Annotated in this window: 9 protein-coding genes; 5 read left to right on the top strand and 4 right to left on the bottom strand. The window is 54.5% G+C overall.

The annotated features are described in order from the left end of the window. Positions 1-39: 39 nt before the first annotated feature. Positions 40-1,269, bottom strand: a complete 1,230-nt coding sequence (locus EQV93_RS19170; RefSeq protein WP_240892192.1) for an MFS transporter — start codon at positions 1,267-1,269, stop codon at positions 40-42. A gap of 158 nt (positions 1,270-1,427) precedes the next feature. Here EQV93_RS19170 and idi point away from each other — a divergent pair, with 158 nt between their 5' ends. Then, a complete protein-coding gene (gene idi, locus EQV93_RS19165; protein ID WP_122785962.1) occupies positions 1,428-2,003 on the top strand; it encodes an isopentenyl-diphosphate Delta-isomerase in 576 nt (191 codons plus the stop codon). Here idi and mtlD read toward each other — a convergent pair. Both mtlD and EQV93_RS19155 read right to left on the bottom strand, forming a co-directional pair. Next, positions 1,993-4,113, bottom strand: coding sequence for a bifunctional mannitol-1-phosphate dehydrogenase/phosphatase (gene mtlD, locus EQV93_RS19160; RefSeq protein ID WP_146426356.1), 2,121 nt, complete (start codon positions 4,111-4,113; stop codon positions 1,993-1,995). The two genes, idi and mtlD, sit on opposite strands and share 11 nt — an antisense overlap. 429 nt (positions 4,114-4,542) lie before the next feature. Further along, the gene (locus tag EQV93_RS19155; RefSeq protein WP_122786052.1) at positions 4,543-5,535 is read right to left on the bottom strand and encodes an alpha/beta fold hydrolase; all 993 of its coding nucleotides are present in this window, start codon (positions 5,533-5,535) and stop codon (positions 4,543-4,545) included. A gap of 194 nt (positions 5,536-5,729) precedes the next feature. Here EQV93_RS19155 and EQV93_RS19150 point away from each other — a divergent pair, with 194 nt between their 5' ends. The 4 genes from EQV93_RS19150 to EQV93_RS19135 all read left to right on the top strand — a co-directional run bounded on the left by EQV93_RS19150 (position 5,730) and on the right by EQV93_RS19135 (position 20,389). Beyond that, a complete protein-coding gene (locus tag EQV93_RS19150; RefSeq protein WP_240892190.1) occupies positions 5,730-7,919 on the top strand; it encodes a TonB-dependent siderophore receptor in 2,190 nt (729 codons plus the stop codon). 221 nt (positions 7,920-8,140) lie between these two features. Next, positions 8,141-11,071: a Tc toxin subunit A gene (locus tag EQV93_RS19145; protein WP_240892189.1), complete on the top strand. Its 2,931-nt coding sequence runs from the start codon at positions 8,141-8,143 to the stop codon at positions 11,069-11,071. Continuing rightward, positions 11,058-15,902 carry a neuraminidase-like domain-containing protein gene (locus tag EQV93_RS19140; RefSeq protein WP_240892188.1) on the top strand — a complete coding sequence of 1,615 codons (4,845 nt, stop codon included), beginning with the start codon at positions 11,058-11,060 and terminating at the stop codon, positions 15,900-15,902. The genes EQV93_RS19145 and EQV93_RS19140 overlap by 14 nt, the downstream gene beginning before the upstream one ends. After that, complete coding sequence (locus EQV93_RS19135) at positions 15,899-20,389, top strand: SpvB/TcaC N-terminal domain-containing protein (protein ID WP_240892187.1); 4,491 nt, start codon at positions 15,899-15,901, stop codon at positions 20,387-20,389. Before EQV93_RS19140 ends, EQV93_RS19135 begins: the two co-directional genes overlap by 4 nt. Before the next feature lie 94 nt (positions 20,390-20,483). On the opposite strand, the gene EQV93_RS19130 is transcribed toward EQV93_RS19135, so the two are convergent. After that, complete coding sequence (locus EQV93_RS19130) at positions 20,484-23,393, bottom strand: RHS repeat domain-containing protein (RefSeq protein WP_240892186.1); 2,910 nt, start codon at positions 23,391-23,393, stop codon at positions 20,484-20,486. Between the last annotated feature and the right edge of the window lie 13 nt (positions 23,394-23,406).

The raw sequence follows: 23,406 nt of genomic DNA, 5'->3' as shown, positions 1-23,406 counted from the left end.
CGCCTGAAAACCCAAAATCATGAGGTGATGCTTATGAGGTCAAGTCATATCACTGCGATGTGCAGTGGCGACGTATTCCTCATGTGTGCTTGTCGCCTCACGCAAAGCCGGTAGCCCGAACAGTACGGTAGCGACCATAAACAGCCCGGCGCCAATGCCCACGCCAAACCCGGCAGCGCTACCGTAGACATCAATAACCAGCCCGGCGAGCATACTGCCCAGCGCAACCCCGATACTGATGCCGGTCGACATCCACGTCAGACCTTCGGTCATGCGTGCAGCGGGAACGATGATCGAGCCAAGGTTCATGGCGATGACCATGGTTGGAGCAAAAGAGATACCCGCCACCAGAAGCATGGCCGCCAAGGCGTAAACGTTAGGTGAAAACACAGGTAAAACCGCTGTTAGTGCAGTGATCAGCAAAGCGATAAAAAATTGTTTTTCAATCGGCATGCCTATTTGGAAGGCGCCAAAACTCAGGCCGGCAATCATGGAGCCCAATGCATAGGCTGCCAAAATGAAGCTGGCGGAGGTTGGCCAATCATGTTCGTTAGCAAATGCGACGACGGCCACATCGACCGCTCCACCAATGACGCCCATGGCCAGAAGTGCCAGCACGATAATGCGCAGGCCCGGGTTATGCAGGGTTGAGCGTGCCTTGCCTTTGCTGGCCACGATCACCTGCGGCTCTGTGCGGCGCTGCAATAAAAACGCTGTCACCCCGATGGCCAGCAGCAATACGGCAGCAAGGGGCCCGGCCTCAGCAAATAAACCGGTACTCAGGCCAATCGCCAACGGCGGGCCGATAATAAAGGACATCTCTGTCAGCACCGTGTCCAGCGAAAAAGCCGTATGCAACTGCGGTGAGCCGCGAAACAAGTGAGTCCAACGTGCTCTGATCATCGCCGGCATGCTGGGCATACTGCCTGCCAGTACCGCCAGAATAAAAAGAACAACCGCTGGGGCGCCGGTGTAAACAGCCGCAATCAGCGCCAGCAACATGATGATGCTGAAAGAGGTGACCCAGGGTAGAACGCGACTCTGCCCCCGGCGATCGACGAGCCTCGAGAGATGCGGGCCAATCAGTGCATTCGACAATGTAAATGTCGCCGCGATAGCACCAGCCAGCCAATACCCGCCATTGTGCTGCACCAGCATGGTAATGAGCCCGATGCCAATCATTGCATGTGGCAATCGGGCGATGGCGCTTGCAATCACTAACCCCGGGACGCCGGGCGTAGAAAGCAGTTCGCGGTAAGGATTTGCCATGAATTTATCCGTAAGAAATTAGCGAGAGAGTGCATGTACATTCATATGCGTCATTCACCTCTTGTCGGCAAATCATACGACGCATGCATCAAAGCAGTGGCGTTCACTGCACAGTACTCCTAGCCTAGCTGAACCTTTTCCCAAAAAGATTTCTCGATATGACGTCTTCAAAAGACGAAGAGCTCATTCTCGTAGATGAGCACGACCAGCCCATAGGCACTGGCTTGAAATTAAGCGTGCATAAGGACGGCCTGCTTCATCGAGCCTTTTCTATCTTTATTTTCAATGGCAAGGGTCAACTGATGCTGCAACGACGCGCATTGGGTAAATACCACTCGGGTGGGTTATGGACCAATACCTGCTGTGGCCACCCGCGCCCCGAAGAAACGGTTCTGGGTGCCGCACACCGTCGGTTGCAAGAGGAGATGGGATTTGATTGTGCACTGCATGAAGCGGGCACCCTGACTTACCGAGCTGAAGTTTCGCAGGGTTTAATTGAGCATGAATTTGATCATGTTTTTGTTGGGCGATTTGATGGGGATGTTCACCCTGACCCCGAGGAGGCACTCGATTGGCAGTGGATTGACCTCGACACCTTGCACACTGCACTTGTGACTCAGCCCGACACCTTTACGGTGTGGTTTAAAACGATTATCGAACAGCCCGGTGGCAAGCTGTGCAACCTCAGGGACTTAGCCCTGAAGTTGCACACTGAACAGGACATCAGGCACTGATCGCGTCAGTCTCCACATCCCGTGCGAAGTGGCCAACAATGGACTCAATCAAAGCCCTGTCCGCGACAGGGTCAAGGCCCGGGTACGGCTGGCCGTTGTACAGGCCGGTATAGGTCAGCATGTCCTCAATGCTTGAACCCTCCTCATACACGCTCCGCATTAGTTGGCACTCGGCGTCTTTGGCGTCAGTAGCACTCAGCGCATAATGCAGGGCCAGCGCACTGCCGAATTCCAAGGCGTTGCAAGCAATACCATGCTTTTTGGCCAGATCAATGCTGCGGAAAATTCGCTCATTGCGTTGTAACTTGCGCAACGGGTCACGCCCGACACGAGCACAGGGATCCTTGAAAGAATTTTTGCAACGTTCAAGAAAGGTCGAGGAGAAATCACTGATGGCATCTGCCAGGTGCGGATATTCAGCGACCAGCGCAGGCCCGACTTCCTGATGAATCAGTCGCTCGGCCAGCGCGCTGACCCGCGGATCACCCATGCCCTGCCCCACCCACGAATAGCCCAGCAAGCTGGAGTACCAGGCAATGATGGCGTGCGGGCCGTTCCAAAGCAGGTTCTTCATCACTTGAGTCTGGCTGATGTCATCAACGGTTTTCACCTGACGCAGCCGCTCCAGCAGATTGCTGCATCGCTCTGCGTACAGCGGCATATCAGGTTCACTGTTAAACAGGATCAAGTGCAGTTGACCGAGTGCATTGGTTGACTGGGCAAACGGTCTAAAGCGTGCAATTAGCCGTTCGTACTCGGGCGCAGGCGACTTCTGTGAGCGTTTTGGCGCGGGGGTACCGTCATTCAGGCTGTTTTGAAAGATCGTCGACTTGATTCGTAACTGCCGCACCAGCGCTTCATTACTGATTTTGGAGACGATACGGCTCACGACAGTTTCAGCGAAATGGGTGTTATCCAGGATTTTGGCGCACAGCTCGGGCGATACCTGCTGCGCCAGATGCGTTTGGACTTGGCGGCGGACAAACTCCGCGCCACCCACCTTGTTCAGCACTATCAGGATCGTCAGCTCTCGCCCGCGCCGCTCGAAACGTCGAACCAGACCTTTGGCAATCACCCCCGCCTGCTTGCGAATCGCGGGTTCGGGCAAACTAAGCCCGACGATCTCCGCAACGTCGTACATACGGATGACAGCTTCTTCGTCGTCCATGTCGATCATGTTGAGCGAATCGATGGTTTGGTCAAAGGATGTCGCGCCGTAGCGCACACTGAAGCTGCCAAAGGCCTGAATGGTTTCTCTGAGCATCCGCGAGCGCGTCGCGGCAATGATTTCACACGGACGTGTGTAACCATCCCAGTGCGAGAAGATCTGTGTCAGGTAGCCGCCGCCCATGGCGCCAAAGCCATGAACTCCGACACTGAACTGGTTAAACGCCTGCGGAAAACTATCAGTCAGTTGCGGTGTGCCCAGGTCTGGCATGCAATCGTTCAGGTCTGCGAGAAAGCCGTGCATGCTCTGATACACCTTCAAGGCAGCCGCCTTGACCTCCGGTGCTGGTGGCTTGATGTCTTCAATCAGAATGGGTTGGCCTTCAGCGCGGGTCGCAGACAGCAGGCCGTTTTCAGAGTCTTCCAGCATCAAGCAATGTTCAGGCAGGCAGTTCAGCGCACTGGCCGCTGCCAGAAAAATCTCGGGATGGGGCTTGCCTTGAGTCACTTCGTCGCCACAGACGGTGACATCGAAATACTTCAGCACATTGGCATTGATCAGGTATTCCTCGGCAATCGCTCGACGGCTGGACGTTGCAACGGCCATGGTCAGGCCGTATTTGCGCAATCGCTCCAGCACCTCCAGCAAACCGTCCTTGATTGGTACGCCATTATCGCGGACATAAGCCAGCTCAAGTTCATCGGCGCGCTTTCTGACTTCTGCGTAGGGGAAGTCGTCGCCATGGTTGGCCTTGGCCAGCGCTTCGGCTTTCTTGGCACTCAGGCCCAACGAACCTATGAGGGTGTCTTCACTCAGGGGTGTGCCGAAAATCTCGAGCGCTGCCTGTTTCAGGGTTTTGAAACGCAAGCGTTCCGTGTCAAACATTGTGCCGTCCATATCAAAAATGGCACTGAAAATGCGTTTGCCCTGGAAATGAATCATGGGGGTGTTACTCCTTATACCGCGGGTGATGGGTTCAGATAAAAGCAGTGCTCAGAACGCATCAGGCGGAGGGACGTAACAATGGCGCCAGTCGGCGCAGCTGCCTGGTAACCGGGGTCGCAGGCGGGAGATGGCGAAATGTATTAAGAGGCGAGAAACAAACCCTGTCGCTGCGCGCGCACAGCTTTTTACGTGAGGCCCACACTTGGCAATCAGGGATGCGCAAGGTGAGCCGGACGAGCGATTGATACGTGTGATTCCATCCATAGGGCGTTGAAATATCCTGTTTCGATAAAGAGTCCTTTTTAGCTATAACCTATTCAATGGCTCTAAAGCAAGGCAGCACGGCCGTCACTAGGCAGTGGTTGCCGAAGGCAACGTCCGGTTGCGTAGTGACCGTAACTGCCTGCGCACACAATTGAGCAGGACTCAGTGGCTGCCTGCGACAGCTGTCCCTGCGCGGTTCAATTGCTCAATCAGGACTTTATTGAAAGCGGCTGGATCTTCCATTTGCGGGGCATGGCCCATGCCTGGAAATTCAATCAACCGGGCGTCCGGTATCAGAGCCGCGGCCTGTTTGCCGAGCACTTTGTAATGGCCAATTTTGGCCTTCACTTCAGGCGCCGCTATATCGCTGCCAATCGCAGTCGTATCGGCGTCACCAATCAGCAGCACTGTAGGTACCTTGATTTGCGGCAGCTCGTAGATCACCGGCTGGGTAAAAATCATGTCGTAGATCAGCGCCGAGTTCCATGCCACACGCTTATGCCCCGGGCCTTTGTTCAGCCCCGCGAGCATGTCTACCCACTGATCGTATTCGGGCTTCCAGTGACCTGCGTAATAGGTATTTTGTTCATACTTGCGTATGCCGGCAGCGTCCAGTTTCAGTTCGCGCTCATACCATTGATCGACGCTGCGCCACGGTACACCGAGGGCTTTCCAGTCCTCCAGGCCGATCGGATTGACCAGCACCAGCTTCTGCGTATCTGAGGGGTAAAGCAGCGCATACCGGGTTGCCAGCATGCCGCCGGTGGAATGACCAATCACACTGGCTTTGTCTATGCCAAGCTGACTGAGTAATGCATGGGTATTGGCGGACAGTTGCTGAAAACTGTACTGATAATGTTCAGGCTTACTGGATGTGCAGAAGCCAATTTGATCAGGCGCCACTACTCGATAACCCGCCGCACTCAGTGCCTTGATGCTGTCACCCCAGGTCGCTGCACAGAAGTTTTTACCGTGCAGCAACACGGCGGTATGACCATTGGCCGCCCCTGTGGGAGCTACGTCCATATAGCCCATCTGCAAGGATTGCCCCTGGGACTTGAAGGTGAAGTGATGCAGCGGGTACGGGTACTTAAAACCCTGAAGTTCTTCGCCATAGCCTGGAGTGGATGACTCGGGGGCCGCAACCGCAAGCATGGGCAAGGCGCAGGAAAGAGCCAGGCATGAGCGCTTGATAAAAGGTACAAACTTCATGGGCAATGCCTCAAAAAGACTTGAGACTCACACGCCACTATTAACCCAAGGTTAAAACCCGCCTGTATGATGTCGCGCTCAAGAATCAGGCCACTACTCAAGCCTGCCGCGGGTCAGTCATAGCTCAGGAGCGTTTCATGAACAGGCTTTACCGGACTTTCAACGTGGGAGAGTCCGCCCCGCGGTTCGCGCTCAACTCACTGACCCTGGGTGTATTGCTATCCGGCGCGGCGCCCGTCGCCCATGCAATGCAAACTGAACTGCCAGCCACCAGCGTGACCGCCTCCGGGGCATTGAGCTATCAAGCTGATCAGGCCACAGTCGCAGGTTTCGAGTCGACGCCGTTGCTGGACACCCCCGCTGCAATTACGGTCTTTACCGATGCCTTGATCACTGACCAGCAAGCCCGCCTGCTCAGCGATGTATTGAAAAATGACGCGTCAGTGGGTGAAAGCTATGCGCCCGTGGGCTATTACGAAAACTTTGTGGTGCGTGGCTTCTCGTTGAACTCAGCCAGCAGCTACAAAATCAACGGCCGCACCATCACCGGCGAGCAAAATGTCGGCCTGGAAAACAAACAGCAGGTTGAATTGCTTAAAGGCCTCGCGGGTTTGCAAAGCGGGGTGTCCGAGCCTGGGGGTGTGGTCAATTACGTGACCAAACGAGCCGCGGATGTGCGCTCGGTCACCGTTTCGACCGATGACCGAGGCAGCGGATACCTGGCCACGGACGTAGGCGGCTGGTTTGGCAGCGAGCAACAATTCGGGCTGAGGGTCAATCTGGCTCATGAAGACATCCATTCTTACGTCGAGCACGCCAATGGCCAACGCGACTTCGCTTCCATTGCCTTCGACTGGAACATAAGCCCCAATGCTCTGCTGCAACTGGATGTGGAGTACCAGAACAAGGAGCAACGCTCAGTACCGGGCTATCAACTGCTGGGCGGTACCGATCTTCCACATCATGCTTCGCCGAAAAAGCTGCTTGCCCACCAAAGCGGCAGCAAACCTGTGACCATAGATTCTCTGAACCTCAACGGGAATTTTGAGTACCGCTTCAGCGATGATTTAAAAGCGAGCCTTAGCGCCTCGCGCAGCAAAGTCATCATCGATGACTACAGCTCTTTTGCCTGGGGCTGCTACGGCTCAGACAGTTGTGCCGGCAGTGCCGTGCCGAACTACTTCAGCCCCGAGGGCGACTACGACATCTACGATTTCCGCAGCCCCGACGACACACGCCGCAACGATGAAATACAGGCGGCGCTCAGCGGACAATTCGATACCGGCACCATTAGCCACGAACTGACCGTGGGTACCAGCGCGTTTCGCCGCGTGGTGGACCAACGCGAACTGATCAACGAGATGATCGGCAGCGGTAACGTCGACACCGATCCTCAAGACTTCCCCCGCTACACCGGCCCGGTCAACGACAGTTATCGTCGTTTGGACAGTCGCCAATACGGCGTGTTCTTCAATGACCTCATCAGTTTCAATGAGCAGTGGCAAACGGTGCTGGGTGGCCGAGAAGTCCGCCTTGATGAGCGGACGTTCGATGACCAGGGTGACACCACGCGCCACACCCGGCGCTATGAATTCTTGCCGCAAGCCGCACTGATCTACAAACCAATGCAAAACCTGTCGCTGTACACCCGTTACAGCAAGGGCTTGTCGCTGGGGGGAGAGGCCCCCTGGTTCGCAAGCAATGCCTTTGAAATATTGGCGCCAACCGTGTCGCGGCAAATCGAGGCCGGTATCAAATACGACTGGCAGCGCATAAGTTTGAGCGCCACGCTGTTTCAGATTCGTCAGGCTTACCAGTATGCAAGGCCCAACGACGATGCCAGCTTTACCTTTGTGCAACAGGGCGAGCAGAAAAACACGGGGCTTGAATTGGCCGCCAATGGTCATGCGACTGATCGCTTGCAAGTGTTTGCCAGCGTGGCAGCCATACGCTCCAGAGTGACAGGCAGCGGTACGCCGGAATATGAAGGGCACCAGACAATCAATGTGCCCACACTGCGCGCCAGCCTTTACGGCGACTATGCGCTGCCTTGGGTCGAAGGCTTGGCCTTGTTGGGCGGCGTGCAATATAGCGGTAAAAAATACGCTAACCAGCAAGGCGCAGTCGAAGTGGGCTCCTACGCCATTTTCAATATTGGCAGTCGCTACAGCACGCGTATTGAGGGCTATGACACCGTGTTCCGCTTGACGGTCGACAATCTCTTTGACAAGCGTTACTGGCGCGATGTCGGCGAGTACATGGGGGACAATTACCTGTTTCAGGGCGCCCCGTTAACCGCAAGGCTGAGTGCCTCGATCAATTTTTGATGGGGCCGATGCATGAGGCCATCGGCTTCGTGGTGCAAGGCGGTTCTCTTGCCTTCACCGCGAATGAATAAAAAGCCCGCTCCGGGGTCAGGATTACACACTCAATAACGATACATCCTAAGACTTTGAGCGGCTGTAGCTGACGGTTAGCGCTACGAGGGCAATGATAGTTTTCCAAACGTGCAGTGGATCAGCCACTTCACGTAAAGGAACTGTTCACTATGCCCAAGGATTATTCTCCCCTACTGGATTTGCTCATTGTTTCGCGCCCAGGACGTGAACACGATCGGGACAGGTTTAAAGCTGCACTACTGACGCTCGACCTGTACTCGGTGTTCGACATCATTCGTTTATCCAGAAACGACTTTATTGATCGACTTGCCCAATACTGCGACGACGATGGAGGGGAAGCCTATGACAATGCCGTCGGCTATGCCTCACAAATAGAACTGCTGGCGCGTGACCCATCTTCACTCGATGACGACACGCTACGTAACAAACGCAGCGCTATAACCGACCCCCGTGCGCCTCCCACCTACGCGACCCTGTTCCCTGGCAACGGGGAGGCATTTTGCTCCGCATCCTCTCTGGCCGCCGTCGATTCACCCGCCGCTTATCTGCGTGCGCTCTATATGTTTGCGCTGCAGCTTGAGCAAACAGGCAAAGGCACTAAAGAAAAAATAACCCTCAACCGACGACGGCCAACACTCAAAGATCTGATGATCGACGATGAAAATACCCATCGCGAACTGCCGATGTTGACCTTGGTTAACGAAACCTTGAGCGTGCCTGTAAAAAAGTACCTGAATGACAACAGTGATCTCTACGGCAACCGAACTGTGGAGCAGGTGTTAACCGAACTGCGCTACCCGTTTGAACTTCCGTTCGATCTGGCACATCAGCAATGTGTATTGGGTTTGTCGGCTCAAAAACCGCGACTCGGGGCTTTGAATTACCTGATCAGTCTCAAGCTCCCGTACAACCACCAACCCGAAAACAAATACGGCGTCGTGCAACAGGAAGCCTATGAGGCACAACGCCTGCTTACGCTCCTGAGTCCAGCTCAGCAAAATCTGTTGACTGAAGACGTTTACGGGCAAAACTCGGCAATCGATTCGCCGCCTGCGTCCTTTTTCAAGAAACACTATGGCCACAGCCAACCCATTACTGATCAACAACAGTTCATGCAGAGCACTGGTTTGAATACCGACCAACTCCTTGAATTATTGGCGTTGGGGCGTTACCACCCACGGCGCTCAGCCCATGTATTACCTGAACAGGCGCAGATGACCACCGATCAGAACATGGGGGCACGCTATGTCAATGGCCCTGTGGTGGCCGGGCAAAAAAGCCTGGGACTCAGCACCGTCACGGCCGACAAAATGATTCTGGTGCAGACCAGTCCTCAACGATACGACCGGTTACAACGGATGATCCGCTTGCAACGCTGGCTCGATATACCTTTTTTCGAGCTGGACGAGTTTGTGCACAGCGCTCAAGGCTGCGAAGGCACTCCAACAGACTCGCTGGTGATTAATGACAATACCCTGCGGGCATTGGGCGTTTTTCGCTATTTAAGCCAGCGCTACGGCATCAAACTTCACACTTTTTCAGCCTGGTTGTACCAGTTGCCGGTGCATGGAACAGCACAACATGCAGCGTTGTTCGATCAAGTATTCAACCCCCCGCACTGGTTGCATTCACCCTTGATGCTGGACAACCAAGCCTTGGACCTCACTACAACGGATGCCACTCTGTTCCGAATCTGTGCGGCATTGGGTCTGGAAGATACGCCAGTATCGTTGGGACTGCTCAAGGCCCGTACGCAACTCTATTCGGGCGCGCCCGCGCGCAATATCACGACCCTTTCCAGCTTTTATCGCCAAGCCACACTGCCAGCACTGTTCGGCTTATCTATTTATGAATGTGATCAACTGGTTCAAATGCTTGGAGGTGCGGACTACCGCCGGCAATTGGTTACCCCCCTCTTACGGACATCAGGCAGCAACGCTCCGTCGGACTTTCTCGATGTACTGATGCAACTGGACTGGGTCGTCACCTGGCTCAAAGACAGCAAGACCAGCATTACCCAATTACGCCAGCAATTATTGCTGGACACGGTGTCCGCCCCTGCGCCAGTACAGGCGCGACTTACCCAACTTCACAATGCACTGCACGGCATGCAAGGGTATTTTCTTCCTCAAACCACGTTCGATGAACTGGATCTTCCCCAGGCCGAAGCGAGCGCCAAACACCTGGAGCTCCCTTGGAACCTGGTGCTTGCAAAGGCGCTCTTAAGAGCAAATGTGCTGCCCAACAAGCAGCCAAAACTTGAGGCTATGGAGAAAGCCATAGATGTAGTGGTTGATCGCTACACAACGCTGAGCCTTGATTACGAACGTAACCGGGCACTCAAAAGCGTAGCCAAACAAAAACTCTACACGGTGGTAGGAGCGGCCTTCGCACAACTACAGCCTTTCAAGGCGGATGTGGAGCATGTGCTCAAGGATGCGTCTCAAGCCAGCGAAGCTTCAGGCTTGAATAAACAGGCTTTCAAGCAGACAACCCGTGCTTTGGCCAATGCCCTTGGCAGCCAGCATCCCAAGGACACACTCAAGCATATTCTTCTGTACTTGCCCAATGCCGAGGCCGACCTGCAATTGCCGTTGAGTCGTACGGTATTGCAATCATTTCTGCTCAACCCCCACTGGCTGGACGCGGAGCAGGCAAGCACTTCCATGCTCAAACTTACACTCAGCACCCTGTATCTGTTCCAGCGATTCAATCATTTCAGCCTGCAGTACGGGGTCAATCACGACTCGCTGCTCATTTATTTGAATGAGGCCAACCCACAGGCTCTCCCCGAAGACTGGACCAGCCTGAATGTGCAATCTCACCGTCAGCTATCCGAGATCATGGGCTGGAGTCCTGCCGAGGTTGAGTTGCTGACCCAACGTTTGCCCGAAAAACGAGTGCGTTCAATGGTCGAACTGGACTGGCTCATGCGCTGCCATGACGCCACTAAAGCCACGGGGCTCTCGGCAAAGATGGTGCTGCTAGCCACCGGTTTGACGACCACTTTCAGCTCCGATGACTGGAAACACGTGGGTGTCGCCGCCCTCGGTACTCACCCAAGGAATGACCATGTCTGAATACATCCATCAGCAGCTTAATGAGCAACTGCGTGACGCATTGCTCGCGCTCTATCTCACCTATGCGCTGGCTGAAGACAGCACGCTGCCACGCCAACACAAAATCCGCACGGCTGATGATCTATACGCCTATTGGCTTCTGGACGTGCAAGTCAGTCAGGCGGTTCCAACCACTCGCGTCGCTAGTGCCATTGCCAGCTTGCAACACTATATCAACGCGATTTCATCCGGGCTTGAACCCGGTTATGAAACCCTGGGTATGTCATCTGCTCAACACAAAATCTGGCGAGACAGCTTGCATGCCTATTCGATATGGCGAACAGTTCAACAGGTGCGGCATTTCCCGGCGCATTACCTGGACCCAATGTTACGCAGTCAAAAAACCGAAAGTTTCAAGAAACTTGAAAACGACCTGAATCAATGTCGTCTGGATGCCGACAGTGTGCGCCCTGCTGTCCAACGGTATTTAGCCGAGTTTGAAGAAATTGCTACCCTTAAGACGGTAAGTGGATACATTGACGGCGCCTCCAACAATTTTGCCAACAGCACCTATTACTTCATTGCCAAATCCAATATCGACAGCACGTATTTCTGGCGCTCGCTGGATATGTCAAAGCGAACTGAACCCTTTGTGATCGACGGTGCTCAGCTCTACAAACAAGACATTCCACAGCCTGGGGCTTGGTCTGAATGGAAAAAAATCCCTCTTCCTGCTTCTGAGTTCATTCCAGACCATAGTATTCGCCCTGTGTGTTTTAATAACCGGCTGTTGGTTATATGGGCTGAGTGCATTCCGCCCTCGGCCACCCATAACAGCCCGGAGTATACTTGGGCGGACCCTGGAGAGTCTGAGAAAAGTTATAAAAAACGCTTGAAGGATTATCTCAAAAGCCGCTATTTTCAGTATCGCCTGTACTTCTCTTATATGAAATACGATGGCAGCTGGAGTGGACCGCAAGTATGCAGCGACGAATACTGCGTTATGAGTGAACTGACCAAGCTTGATAAGGATGCGGTCAAAGACGCCACTGATACTATTGCAGTGCTGGACTCTACCACACAACCTCCTTCACTGTTTATTGGCCTCAATGCCTTTGCAATGCCATCATCGGACAACAAGTACGACTACACCCGAAGTGATTTTTTTCAGGCCGTACGAATACATCATGACTTCAGCGTTAAGCGTCTGATCTCAAGAGGTACGCTGGTTGATCTCACGTTCAATGTAGACGACGAACAACTGGCCAACCGTTATTTGGCTCTATTCGTCTTTAACAATAAAGACTCGTTCAACTTCCATGCTCCCACCAGCGAAGTCATCCCCGTCAACGAGGCTGTTGATAGCACCCCCACCTCAGCACTTTCCAATTGGAACTTCGAAAATAAACAGTCTTTTATCCGCAATCTGCGACCGGGTAGAGATATCGTTTACAACACTACTTCCAACGTATTAGAAGTCACTTCAACACTGGACAACCCTCTCCAGGAGCATCGATGCATTGCGTTAAAAGCACGCAGCAATAACTCTGAGCTGACTTTGGATTTGTGCTTGCATCGTCCTACCAATAGCGGATTTGGAAAATCGGAACTGGTGAATGGTTCCTTGCTGCGTTTAAAGTCTGGCGGTGCCTTACCATGCAACTGGATATCCCTTTCCATTACCTGTGACAAGACAGGTCTGACCTACTCAAGCCTGATTTATGATGACAACTCTGCAATCGTTTCAAGCGTGCACTCCATAGATGCCCAGCCCGTGCGCCAAGGCTGGGAAGTCCAGTTGGCAGGCAAATACATTGACTATGACGCCTTTAGTTTTATTTTCGACAACAGCAATACAGACTATCGCATTACCGTCCATTTTCATGTACTCAATAGCGACCCTGCAGATGAGCGATCCAATTGGGTATTCGAGAATGCACGCGCCACGTTATATGAACGTCACTATAAGCCCGTCGTCATCATCCCACTCAATGATGTTCATACTCACCCGTCCAATATCCACCGTGGTAACAGCTACATCGTAGGTGAGCCCAAAACCTCACGCCGTGAACTTAATGGCACCTCGTTAAGCTTGGCCCCGGACATGCCGTTTGTGGCGCATATCCAACTTAACCCTAAAACCTTGCGCCCTTTAGAGGAGAAAACCCAAGGGGCAATTGACCGGCCCCGGCCCATTACCATCATTCACGGAGTGCTTATTTTCGATACGGACACCCGTCACAACGACCGCATTATTCGAGGGTATGCACTGAAGTCTTCGGATGTGACACTGCCGGTCAAAAACGAAGCTACTTATACTCCCCTTTCGCCCAAAATCACTCGCCGCTATGAAAGTCCCATCGGCAAATTAGAGTTCATAGATTTCAGCGGCTCTACCATCCATTACAGTGACAACACTGCGATGAAAATTCCCCGAGCCCGCATTCGCATGAATACGGGCATTAGCCGCCAACTGATTGATGCCGCTAATATCAGTCTGGACTCTCTCTTTTCAATGAGCGCCAGCCAATGGCGCGAACCTGCATTAGATGCAATCGCCGAACCCGCTTTACTTGATTTTCATGGTGCGCATGGTCTCTATTTCTGGGAGTTGTTTCTCTACCTGCCTTGGCTGGTCGCCAGTCGCTTGAACATGGAGCGTCGTTATTCCGAGGCGCAATTTTGGCTTAACTATATTTTTGACCCGCAGAGTAATAACAGTGATTCGCACGCGCACGCGCCTGCGGTGCACTGGAAGCTGCCTGCGCTGATTGGCGACAACCGCGACTTGAGTTATGCGCAAGACCAACAGGACGACCCGAACTTGATTGCTCTCAGCGCTCCGGTCTACTTCCGTCAAGCGTTGTACATGCTCTACCTGGACATTCAGTTCAACCGGGGCGATGCCGCCTACCGTCAAGCCAGCGCCGACAGTCTGGTGGAGGCCAAACTCTGGTATGTGCGCATAAAAAATCTGCTGGGCCCTCGGCCGAACATGACCCGCTCCGACCCATGGCTACCGATAACCCTTGCCGATCTGGGAGCGTCGACCTCCAGTGAACTTCGTCGGGTAGAAAAACGCCTGGGGCGAAACTTTACAAAGTTGAGCCAACTGCATCGCTCACCTGCCACTGATACTCAAACTACCTTAGCGCGCGACTCTAATAGGCTGTGCCTCGCCCTAAACCCTGATTTGGTTGCACGCTGGGACAAAGTGCAAAGCCGTCTGCATAACTTGCGCCATCACCTTAGTATCAATGGCAAGCCTCTGCAGCACGCCATATTCGCACCGCCCATTTCGCCACACGCCCTATTGAGCGGTTACGGGCGAAGTACGCGTGACGGCAACCTTTCCATGCCTGACAGGCAGCTAGCGGACGTTGGACATTATCGTTTTCAGGTGGTCTATGCCCACGCCATGACAATGGTCGAAAACGTCATTCAGCTCGGTACTACCTTACTCCTGCTGTTCGAGCGCAAGGAGCAGGCGCAGTACTTGCAACAGCAACAACTTCACGCGTGGGACCTGGCAAACATTGCCGTCGAACAACAGAAGCAAACCATGGTTGTCGACGAATCCAACCATCGCACACTGCTTGCTGGTCGCCAGGTGATTCAAGGACGGATGAACTACTTTGAACAGCAACTCAAGGAAGGAATCTCCTCGCAAGAAGCCCTTGCCAGTAAGCAGTACCTGGACGCTGCCAAATGGGATATTGCCGCAGCGAGCGCTCAGGCCAGCGCAGGGCTGGCGATGCTGTTACCCAATATTTTCGGAACCTCCAATGGCGGAATGCGCTTTGAGGGGGCGTTTCATGCCATTCAAGCGGGCGCCCAAGGGATGGCAAATGAAAAACGCTCCAGTGCCCAACATCTGGATCGAACCGAAGTGTTCAATCGTCGCACTCAAGAATGGACCCAAGCCTTGGATCAGTGCCGACTGGAGATCAACCAGCTCGACATGCAACTCCAAGCTCACGCGCAACAATCCGCCACGCTACGCTTGCAGTTGCGGCACAGCGAAACAGCGATGGAACAGGCACGACTGACCTACGACATGCTCAATAAACGATTTTCCAGCGTTGAGCTTTTCCAGTGGCTCAACAGTCAATTGGCGACTTTCTACTATCAGGCCTACGATGCGGCCCATTCACTGTGCCAAACCGCTCAGGCCTGCTGGCAATTTGAACGCGCCGATTGGAACAGTTCCTTTATTACAAGCAGCAGCTGGAGTAATCAATTCAAGGGGATGACGGCGGGCGAATCGCTAAAACTGGATTTACAACGCATGGATGCCGCTTACCTCCAACATAACCAGCGTGAACTGGAAATTACCAAAACAGTGTCCTTGCGCCTGCTGCATGGCAAGGACACCTCTACCACCCTGAACAAGGAATGGACGCAGCTCAAGCAGCAGATGACCAGCAAAGGAACCGTTGACTTTGCGTTGACCAAGGTATTGTTTGATGCAGATTACCCAGACCATTACTTGCGCAGAATCAAAAGTGTCAGCGTATCCCTGCCGGCCACACTCAGTCCTTATGAAGACATTCGAGCGACTCTGACGCAACTTAAAAATCAGACCCAACTCTCTAAAGCACCTGATGACACCCTCAATAATCTGCGGGTCAAAGAGCAGGTGGCACTCTCTACAGGCGTCAATGACAGCGGCCTGTTCACCCTCAACTTCGACACTGATGAGCGTTACCTGCCATTTGAGTTCACCGGGGCGGTGTCCAGTTGGCGCTTGGCCTTTCCCAATCCAACAGCACAACACGCCATGCTCGACTCTCTCAGCGACATCATCATTCATGTGCGCTACACCGCAAGAAGCGCAGGAGGTCTGGGATGAGCACCCAAGCTGCCACCCAAGGCGATGTCCTCACGCCGTCTCTGCCCAAGGGCGGCGGCGCCATACACAGTATTGGCACGGGATGGGGCGCTGTCGGCATGACTGGCGGCGCGTCATTCCAGGTTCCGCTACCTTTGTCTCCTGGGCGCGGGTTCATTGCGCCAATGAGCCTTACCTACCACAGTGAAATGGGCAACAGCCCGTTCGGCATGGGCTGGGATGCTTCAGCAGGCGCTATCAGCCGCAATACCCTGAAGGGCGTTCCGGCCTATAACCATGAAGATGTGTTTATTGGCCCTTCAGGCTCGGAGCTTATTCCCGAACGTACCCTAAGCAATACCCTGTTAACCCGTGTGGCCACTCATTACAACGGCCTGCAACTAGATTCTTCCTATACGGTGGTGCGTTATCTGCCGCGAAACGAAAACACCTTCGATCGTATCGAACATTGGTCATCACTGGCCGATACGGCAGGCTTCTGGCTCGTCCAGGGAGCAGACGGCAACATTCACCTGTATGGTAAAACGCCCGCAGCACGCATCGTCGACTCGCAGATGCCCAACCATGTTGCCCAGTGGTTGCTGGAAGAAAGCCTGAACCCCCACGGCGAGCAGATTTACTATCAATACAAGGCTGACACTAAAGGCAATGGCCCGCGGGATTTCAGCGCCCAACGCTACTTGACGCGCATCTGCTACGGCAATATCACCGCCAGGCCTCAGTTGATGTTGTGGTCGACGCAAACACCAGCACCACGACAATGGCATTTTGAGCTGATTTTTGATTACGGCGAACGCGCCCGCTCGATGACTCAAGCGCCCTCCTACCTTGAGCAAACCCCTTGGCTTGAACGCAGTGATCCCTATTTCAGCTATGCCTATGGGTTTGAACTGGGCAGCCGACGTCTTTGCCAGCAAGTCTTGATGTTTCACTATTTTCCAGAAGAAACCGAACTGGGCAGCGAGCCCGTTCTGACACGCCGGGTGCTGTTCGAGTATGCATCCACCCACACCCAGGTAAACCAGTTGCAGTGCGTGCATCACCAAGCGTGTGAGGCAAGCGGAGCAATCAGCCATTGGCCACCTCTGGAATTGACCTATAGCGATTTTGAGTTGACTGTCGCCCCGGCTGACTGGCGACCTTTTGACGCGTTGCAAGGCCCCGTCAATAGTCAGGGCTATCAGTTGGTTGATTTGTACCGCGACGGCCTGCCCGGGGTGCTGTATCGCAACGATAAGAGCTGGTACTACCGCGAGCCGCTCAGGGCCGAACCTGCACAAACCCCCGATCACGTGGTTTATGGGGCGTTACAAACACTGGAGCGCATCCCCATTGCGGATCAGACCCGCCCGCTTCAACAATCTTTGGCCGATCTCGATGGTGACGGCCAGTTGGACTGGATCATTGCTCAACCCGGCATGAGTGGTTTTTTTACCCTGGACAGCAACCGTCAATGGTCCAACTTCGCGCCCTTTACGGCGCTGCCACAGGAGTTTTTCCACCCTCAGGGTCAATTGGCCGATTTGATGGGCAACGGTGTGTATGACCTGGCCCTGATCGGCAGCAACAGCGTGCGCCTCTACATCAACCAGGGCCAACTGGGGTTTTCTCCAGGCACCGATGTTGCTCATCAACCCGACGATGACCACTTACCGCTGCCCGGCAATGGCACCACTGAGTTGCTGGCGTTCAGCGACGTGCTCGGCAGCGGCCAGCAGCACTTGATCCGCATTCGTCACAACGAAGTCAAATGCTGGCCAAACCTGGGGCGTGGCCGATTCGGTAAAGGCTTTATTTTCGCCACATTGCCCTTCACCTATGCCGAGTTCGAAGCGTCGCGGGTCTTGCTGGGCGATCTGGATGGCTCGGGGGCCAGCGACCTGCTCTATGTGCAACCTGATCAGGTGCTGATTTTCATGAATCGCTCCGGCAACGGGTTGCAAGGCACACCCGCTTCGTTACCCTGGCCCGTGGGGGTCAGACATGATCGTTTCTCTCAAGCCAGCGTTTCTGACCTGCAAGGCCTGGGCTGCTCCAGCTTGATCCTGACGGTCAATCATCCAACACCACGTCACTGGCGTTACGACTTTGTCAGTCGAAAACCCTACTTGTTGATCAGCACCGATAACAATATGGGGGCTGTCGGTCATATTGATTACAGCAGCAGTGCCCAGCAGTGGCTGGATGAAAAGCACAGCCGCCTGCGCGAGGCTAAACCGCCAATAACCGGTTTACCATTTGCACTTCACTTGGTAACTCGCCAGCAACAACACGATCAGATCAGCGGCAATCAATTGACCCAACGTTTTACTTACAGGGAAGGCTATTACGATGGCCTTGAACGCAAGTTTCAGGGGTATGGCTTATTGCTGACCACCGACACCGAGCAATCGACACTGTCGGCAAGCCGTCATGGGCACACGGCTGCACTGCTGCGCAAAACCTGGTTTCACACCGGCAAATCACTGGACATGCCCCGAGATAATTACTGGGCCGGCGATGAGCATGCCCTTCCTCTGGGCAAGGCACTGCTCACTCGACTGGAGGCAAGCACGCTACAAGACACCTTGTTACCCACTCCGTCCGCTGGTGACTTGCGTGAAGCAGCACTTGCCCTCAGCGGTTTAACATTACGTGAAGAAGTATTCGCCGCCGATGAGGCCGCGCTTACCCCCGTGCCCTACACGGTCAGCGAGCACCGCTATCAACTACGCCAGCTACACCCGCCCGCCTCGCTGCTGGTTTTACCTTTGGAATCGAAGATATACCGCTATGAACGCGAGCGTACCGATCCTGCCTGCCAACACACGATCAATCTACGCCGGGACCGCTATGGCGGCCTGGTGCACGGGCTTACCATTGAGTACGCCCGCCGTGCACGCCCCAGTGACCCGCCGCCATTTAACGAGGCTCACCAAAAAACCTGGTGGCGCGACACCCACGACCCGGCTCAACAGGCGTACTACATCAGCGAAGTCCTGGCGCAACCCATCCATCTGGAAGGCAACCAGCGCTGGCGGCTGCACCTGCCTTATCGCCAGCGCAGCAACGCGCTGGTACTTGAAAAGGACAGCCTTGAACCTGCGCATATCAACTACGAGAACTTGATCAGCAGTGGCCCAACAAACCCATTAGGCTCACACGTCCCTCGCACGTTGGCCGGCATGACGGTGCAGTACTACACCCTCGCACTGAGCGACTCGGCCCTGGCACAAGGACACGCCAGCTTTGAAGCATTACCGGCCTATCGTGAAAGTGCTGAACTGGACGCGATGGCCCTGTCGGCATACGACGATCTCCCCTCATTGCCGGACGCGCCCTCCTTTGACTTGGCGCGTACCCTTCGCCAGGAACACTACCATCGCATGTCAGTGTTTTTACCCACCGACAACGCAGATGACTCGCAGAGCCGTTCGACAACCGCACTGTGGTCGCTCAAACAAGGATTTGCCCGATACTCAGGTCAGCAGTCCTTCTATCGAGTCTCCCGTTTACGCCCCTCAGAAAGCCACTCATTCACCGAACTGACCTATGACCGCTACCACTGTCATATCGCTTCAGTGACTTCAATTGATGGTTGCCAAACCCAGGCTGTGTACGACTACAGATCATTACTGCCCATCAAGATCATTGATCCTCAGGGCACTGTTCAGCAGGCGCGTTATGACGCATTCGGGCAACTGCAAGCGACCAGCATCTACGGTCATGAGCGCGGTATAGCCACGGGATTCGCGGCCCTTGAGCAGTACCAGCGCCCTGCTGATGACAGCCCGCAAGCGGCTATCGAGGCGCCTGAGACAGCACTGTCAAACGCCGCCAGCGCCTGCTTCTATGCACCCTTCAGCTGGATGGGGAAAATTTCCGCATCCCCTGAGCGTGTGCAATGGATAGCCAAGGGCTATCTAACTCCTGGCGGGTATATCCGTGCCAGCTGTCGAGCACGCGTGGCCACACTGGACTTGAGCCAGGGGGATAACCGTTTGCTTAGTGAGCAGATTGGTCTCGCGCGTCGAGAGCCGGTTTATGGTGCAGTGTTGCAGGCGGATACCTACACCACCAGCGACCCGGATATTACCCGGCACATTCATATCAACCTGACGTGTAGCGATGGTTTTGGCCGCGTTTTGCAAACCAAGCAAAAAACCTCAGCGGGAATGGCCTACGTGGTCGACCCAGCTGGACGACTGACCCAAGACAGCCAAGCGCAGCCTCTGCGTCAACACAGCGAAAAGCGCTGGCGTGTCAGTGGCAGGGTTGAGTACAACAACAAAGGCCTGGCGATACGTAGCTATCGTCCTTACTTCGCAGATCAGCACGGTTACATCGAAGACGAGTCATTACGAAAAAGCGGATTCAGCGATCAATTGTTCTATGACCCGCTGGGGCGCCTGACGAGCAAGATAAACGCCAAAGGTGATTTAAGTCGTCAGACTTATCACACGTGGTACACCGTCAGTGAGGATGAAAACGATACCTTCGAGGATTAAGCACAATGCCTTGCGCGTGCTGCTCATAGCTGATGAGCGGGCCTGCATTAACAGCAGGCCCGCACTGCTCCGGAGCGACGGCCAGAGATCACTCTCAGTGGGGATCGCTTATGTAGGCCACTCGGTAGTTACGAGCATTGATACGTTCAAGGATCAATCGAAATGCACCGCGCCGCTTACCGGCACCTGGAAACCCATGAAGATCCGCAGACCACAATTCAGCACCACCGTCGCGGTGTTTATGCCAGTGCACCGCCGCCATTCGCCCTTCGCTCAGGTGACCCAGCGTGATAGCGATGCTGCGACCTTCAAGACCTTCCATGCGGTTCGCAATGCTGGACGTATCGATAGTCATAGACGAAGCAGTTGAGCCTGTAGCCACAGCCAGCCTGTGAGTACTTGCAGGAGCACTGCTTTCTTTCGTCACTTTTCGCTTCGCCAATGCAGTGGAACCCTGGACATCAAATCGGCTTAGGCCGCCTTCAGCTGAGCCTTGGACCATCGCTTCTCGAGCAGGCTCGCGCAGTAAAATGTGGCTATAACCCAGCTGACGCAGCTCTTTACCCACCGGCCTTTCAAGCTCAATCAATTGGTTTAAGCGCTCTTGGGAGCTCGCAGGGCCAATAAAACCGTAAATTTTGCCGGTTGCTGTTGTGTGTGACTGAATCGATAATTTTTCTTCATCGCGTTGTTGTTGATAAAAAAAATTGACCAGCCGGTTGGTCTCTTCATGGGTCAGGCCACGAGACTCGGCAATGTCTACAGCCGTTTCGGACAACCACTTGGCCACTCTTCGTTGTCTGGCGTCAGGGGAATTAAACAAAGCGCGCCTGTTTTCCCTCAGGTAGCGGTCATGAATCAAAAAAGCCACAAGGCTCACCCCGAGCAAGACACCCAAGCTTGCTCCGATTACAGGTACATCAGCCACTGCCCAGCCCAAGGCCGCTCCCAGCCCTGCCAGCAACGGAACATAAGCAAGCCCCACGAGTAGGCGTTGCGCCATGGGAAATCCCTGAAGCCCGTCCCTGTCATGCAGGGTCATCGGATTATTGTTCACCATCGCATAAAGATTCAGCCCATTGATATCGCACCCGGGGTCTGGGCTTATCCAGCGCTGCAACCAAGGCGCGTAGTATCTGAAACCGTAGTAGTAGAGCCCCGTTGCATCCCGCTCTTTGCCCGAATAGCGAAGGGTCTTGAATGTCACTTCAATGGCATTTTTCGCCGCCCACCAGGCAGTGGCACCAAAGGGGTAATACCCTTCCTGACTGAGCAGCGCAGCATGCTCATCGAGCTCCAGCGAACAACTGCCGAGGGGGTCCGACAGGCAGAATCGGAGTTGCTCATCCTCTACGCCTCGGGGCCTGCCCTTCTCCCATTGCAACGCTTTGACCGTCGCTCGCCCGGTGTCCACTGACAAGACCGTGAGCCACTGACCCAGCGCATGGTCACGGCGCAACTCAAGCCCTGGCAAATAGATCACTTCACGCGTATGGGTCAGGTTCATGGCCTTGCTCGACCGGCATTTGAGGACACGCAGCCCGCTGGCATCGTAAGCATAGGTCTCCAGGTCATGTTCGCCGTCGTCACGAAGCACTTGGTTGACCTGTGTGAGTTGATTACGCACGTTCCAGCTCATGCTTTGGCCCTGTGCCAGCATTTGCTGATTACCACAACGATCAAAACCACTACCCGAGATTGGGTTCGCTGTGTAAAGGACGCTTCGATTACTGTTCAGGGCCACTCGCATCTGCTGGGTGTAACCCTGCCCTACCGAGGGAATATGTCGCATTTGCAAGAGATTACCGCTGCCGTCGTACTGATATTGGCGCGTGTAGTTTCGCCACAGATTACGTTGCGCAGCACCTAGCATTACCCATTCAGGCAGTCGTGAACCACCGTTGTGCTGCGCATTTTCGCGCCCGGTGGCGTGGGTCAACTGGTACAGGGTGTCGTACTCGAACAGGCTTGTGGCGTTGACCTTGGCATTGCTGGTCCAGGTGGTGGCCTGGGCAGCGTCACTGATGCTGCACACATTGCCAACCCGGTCATAGCCATAGGTAAGGTCTTGCAGGGCATGCTCCCGGCGCTCGGAACGGTAGCTTGCCAGCCGGCGCACGCTGCCATCAGCCTCGTTGTAACTGACCTCCGTGATCATGCCGTTGCCGGCTCGCTCCAAGGTCACAAGGCCCAAAGCGTTATAGACCCGGCGGTCCACCACAACTTTGCGCTTACCGCTCTTGAGCAGCAGCGAGAGATGAGTCAGCTCACCTTCCTGGCCGTATTGCGACAGGTGACGATTACCTCTGGCATCGGTCTGCTCACGCACGGCGCCCAAGGCATCGTATTGCCAGCTACTGAAAAAGCGCTCGGGTTTCAATGCGTGCTCGCGCAAGCTCTGCACCTTTGACCAATTGACTTCACCGGGCACCTGAGCAAAACGTCGGGACTCACCCGTAATGCTTCCCGAGAGAGCGTAATGATCGTAAATCACGCAACCCGCCGTATCGTCATGACGAGTCAGCCGTCCACAGCGATTGTGTGCCGCGTGCTCAGGCGTCCTGGCACCGTAGGTTAAACGCTCCGCGCAACGCTCCTGCAAGTCCTCACTGGCCTGCTCAAATAACGCAATCGGCCTGAGCAATGAATCATATTCATGACGTGTGCGGGCGCCTCGACTGTCCCAGCGCTCAAGGGGTTGCCCACCACAACCAAACAGCGCCACGCTGCGCCCGGCGTCAATGGAGTCAGTGCGCAAAGCGACCCCGGAAAGACTGTAACAGTGGCTCATGTTAGGACGCACAGCAGGGTCACCCACCTGCAGTGCGTAAAAACGCGGATCCCATTGTTGGAGCAAGTAGCCAGTGGCACTCCACACATTGCGGGTGATGTGAGCGGTTGGCGAGTCTTCACTGCGCAGCCGGTGGTAAGCCACCGAACGCACTGTGGCACCCCGAGGGTCGAAAGCAATCAGTGAAGGCGTATGACGGTGTAGGGAAGGCATAAATACATGACCT

The sequence above is a fragment of the Pseudomonas sp. TMW22091 genome (assembly GCF_022496705.1).
GTDB lineage: Bacteria > Pseudomonadota > Gammaproteobacteria > Pseudomonadales > Pseudomonadaceae > Aquipseudomonas > Aquipseudomonas saxonica.
This window is presented reverse-complemented; position numbering and strand designations above follow the sequence as displayed.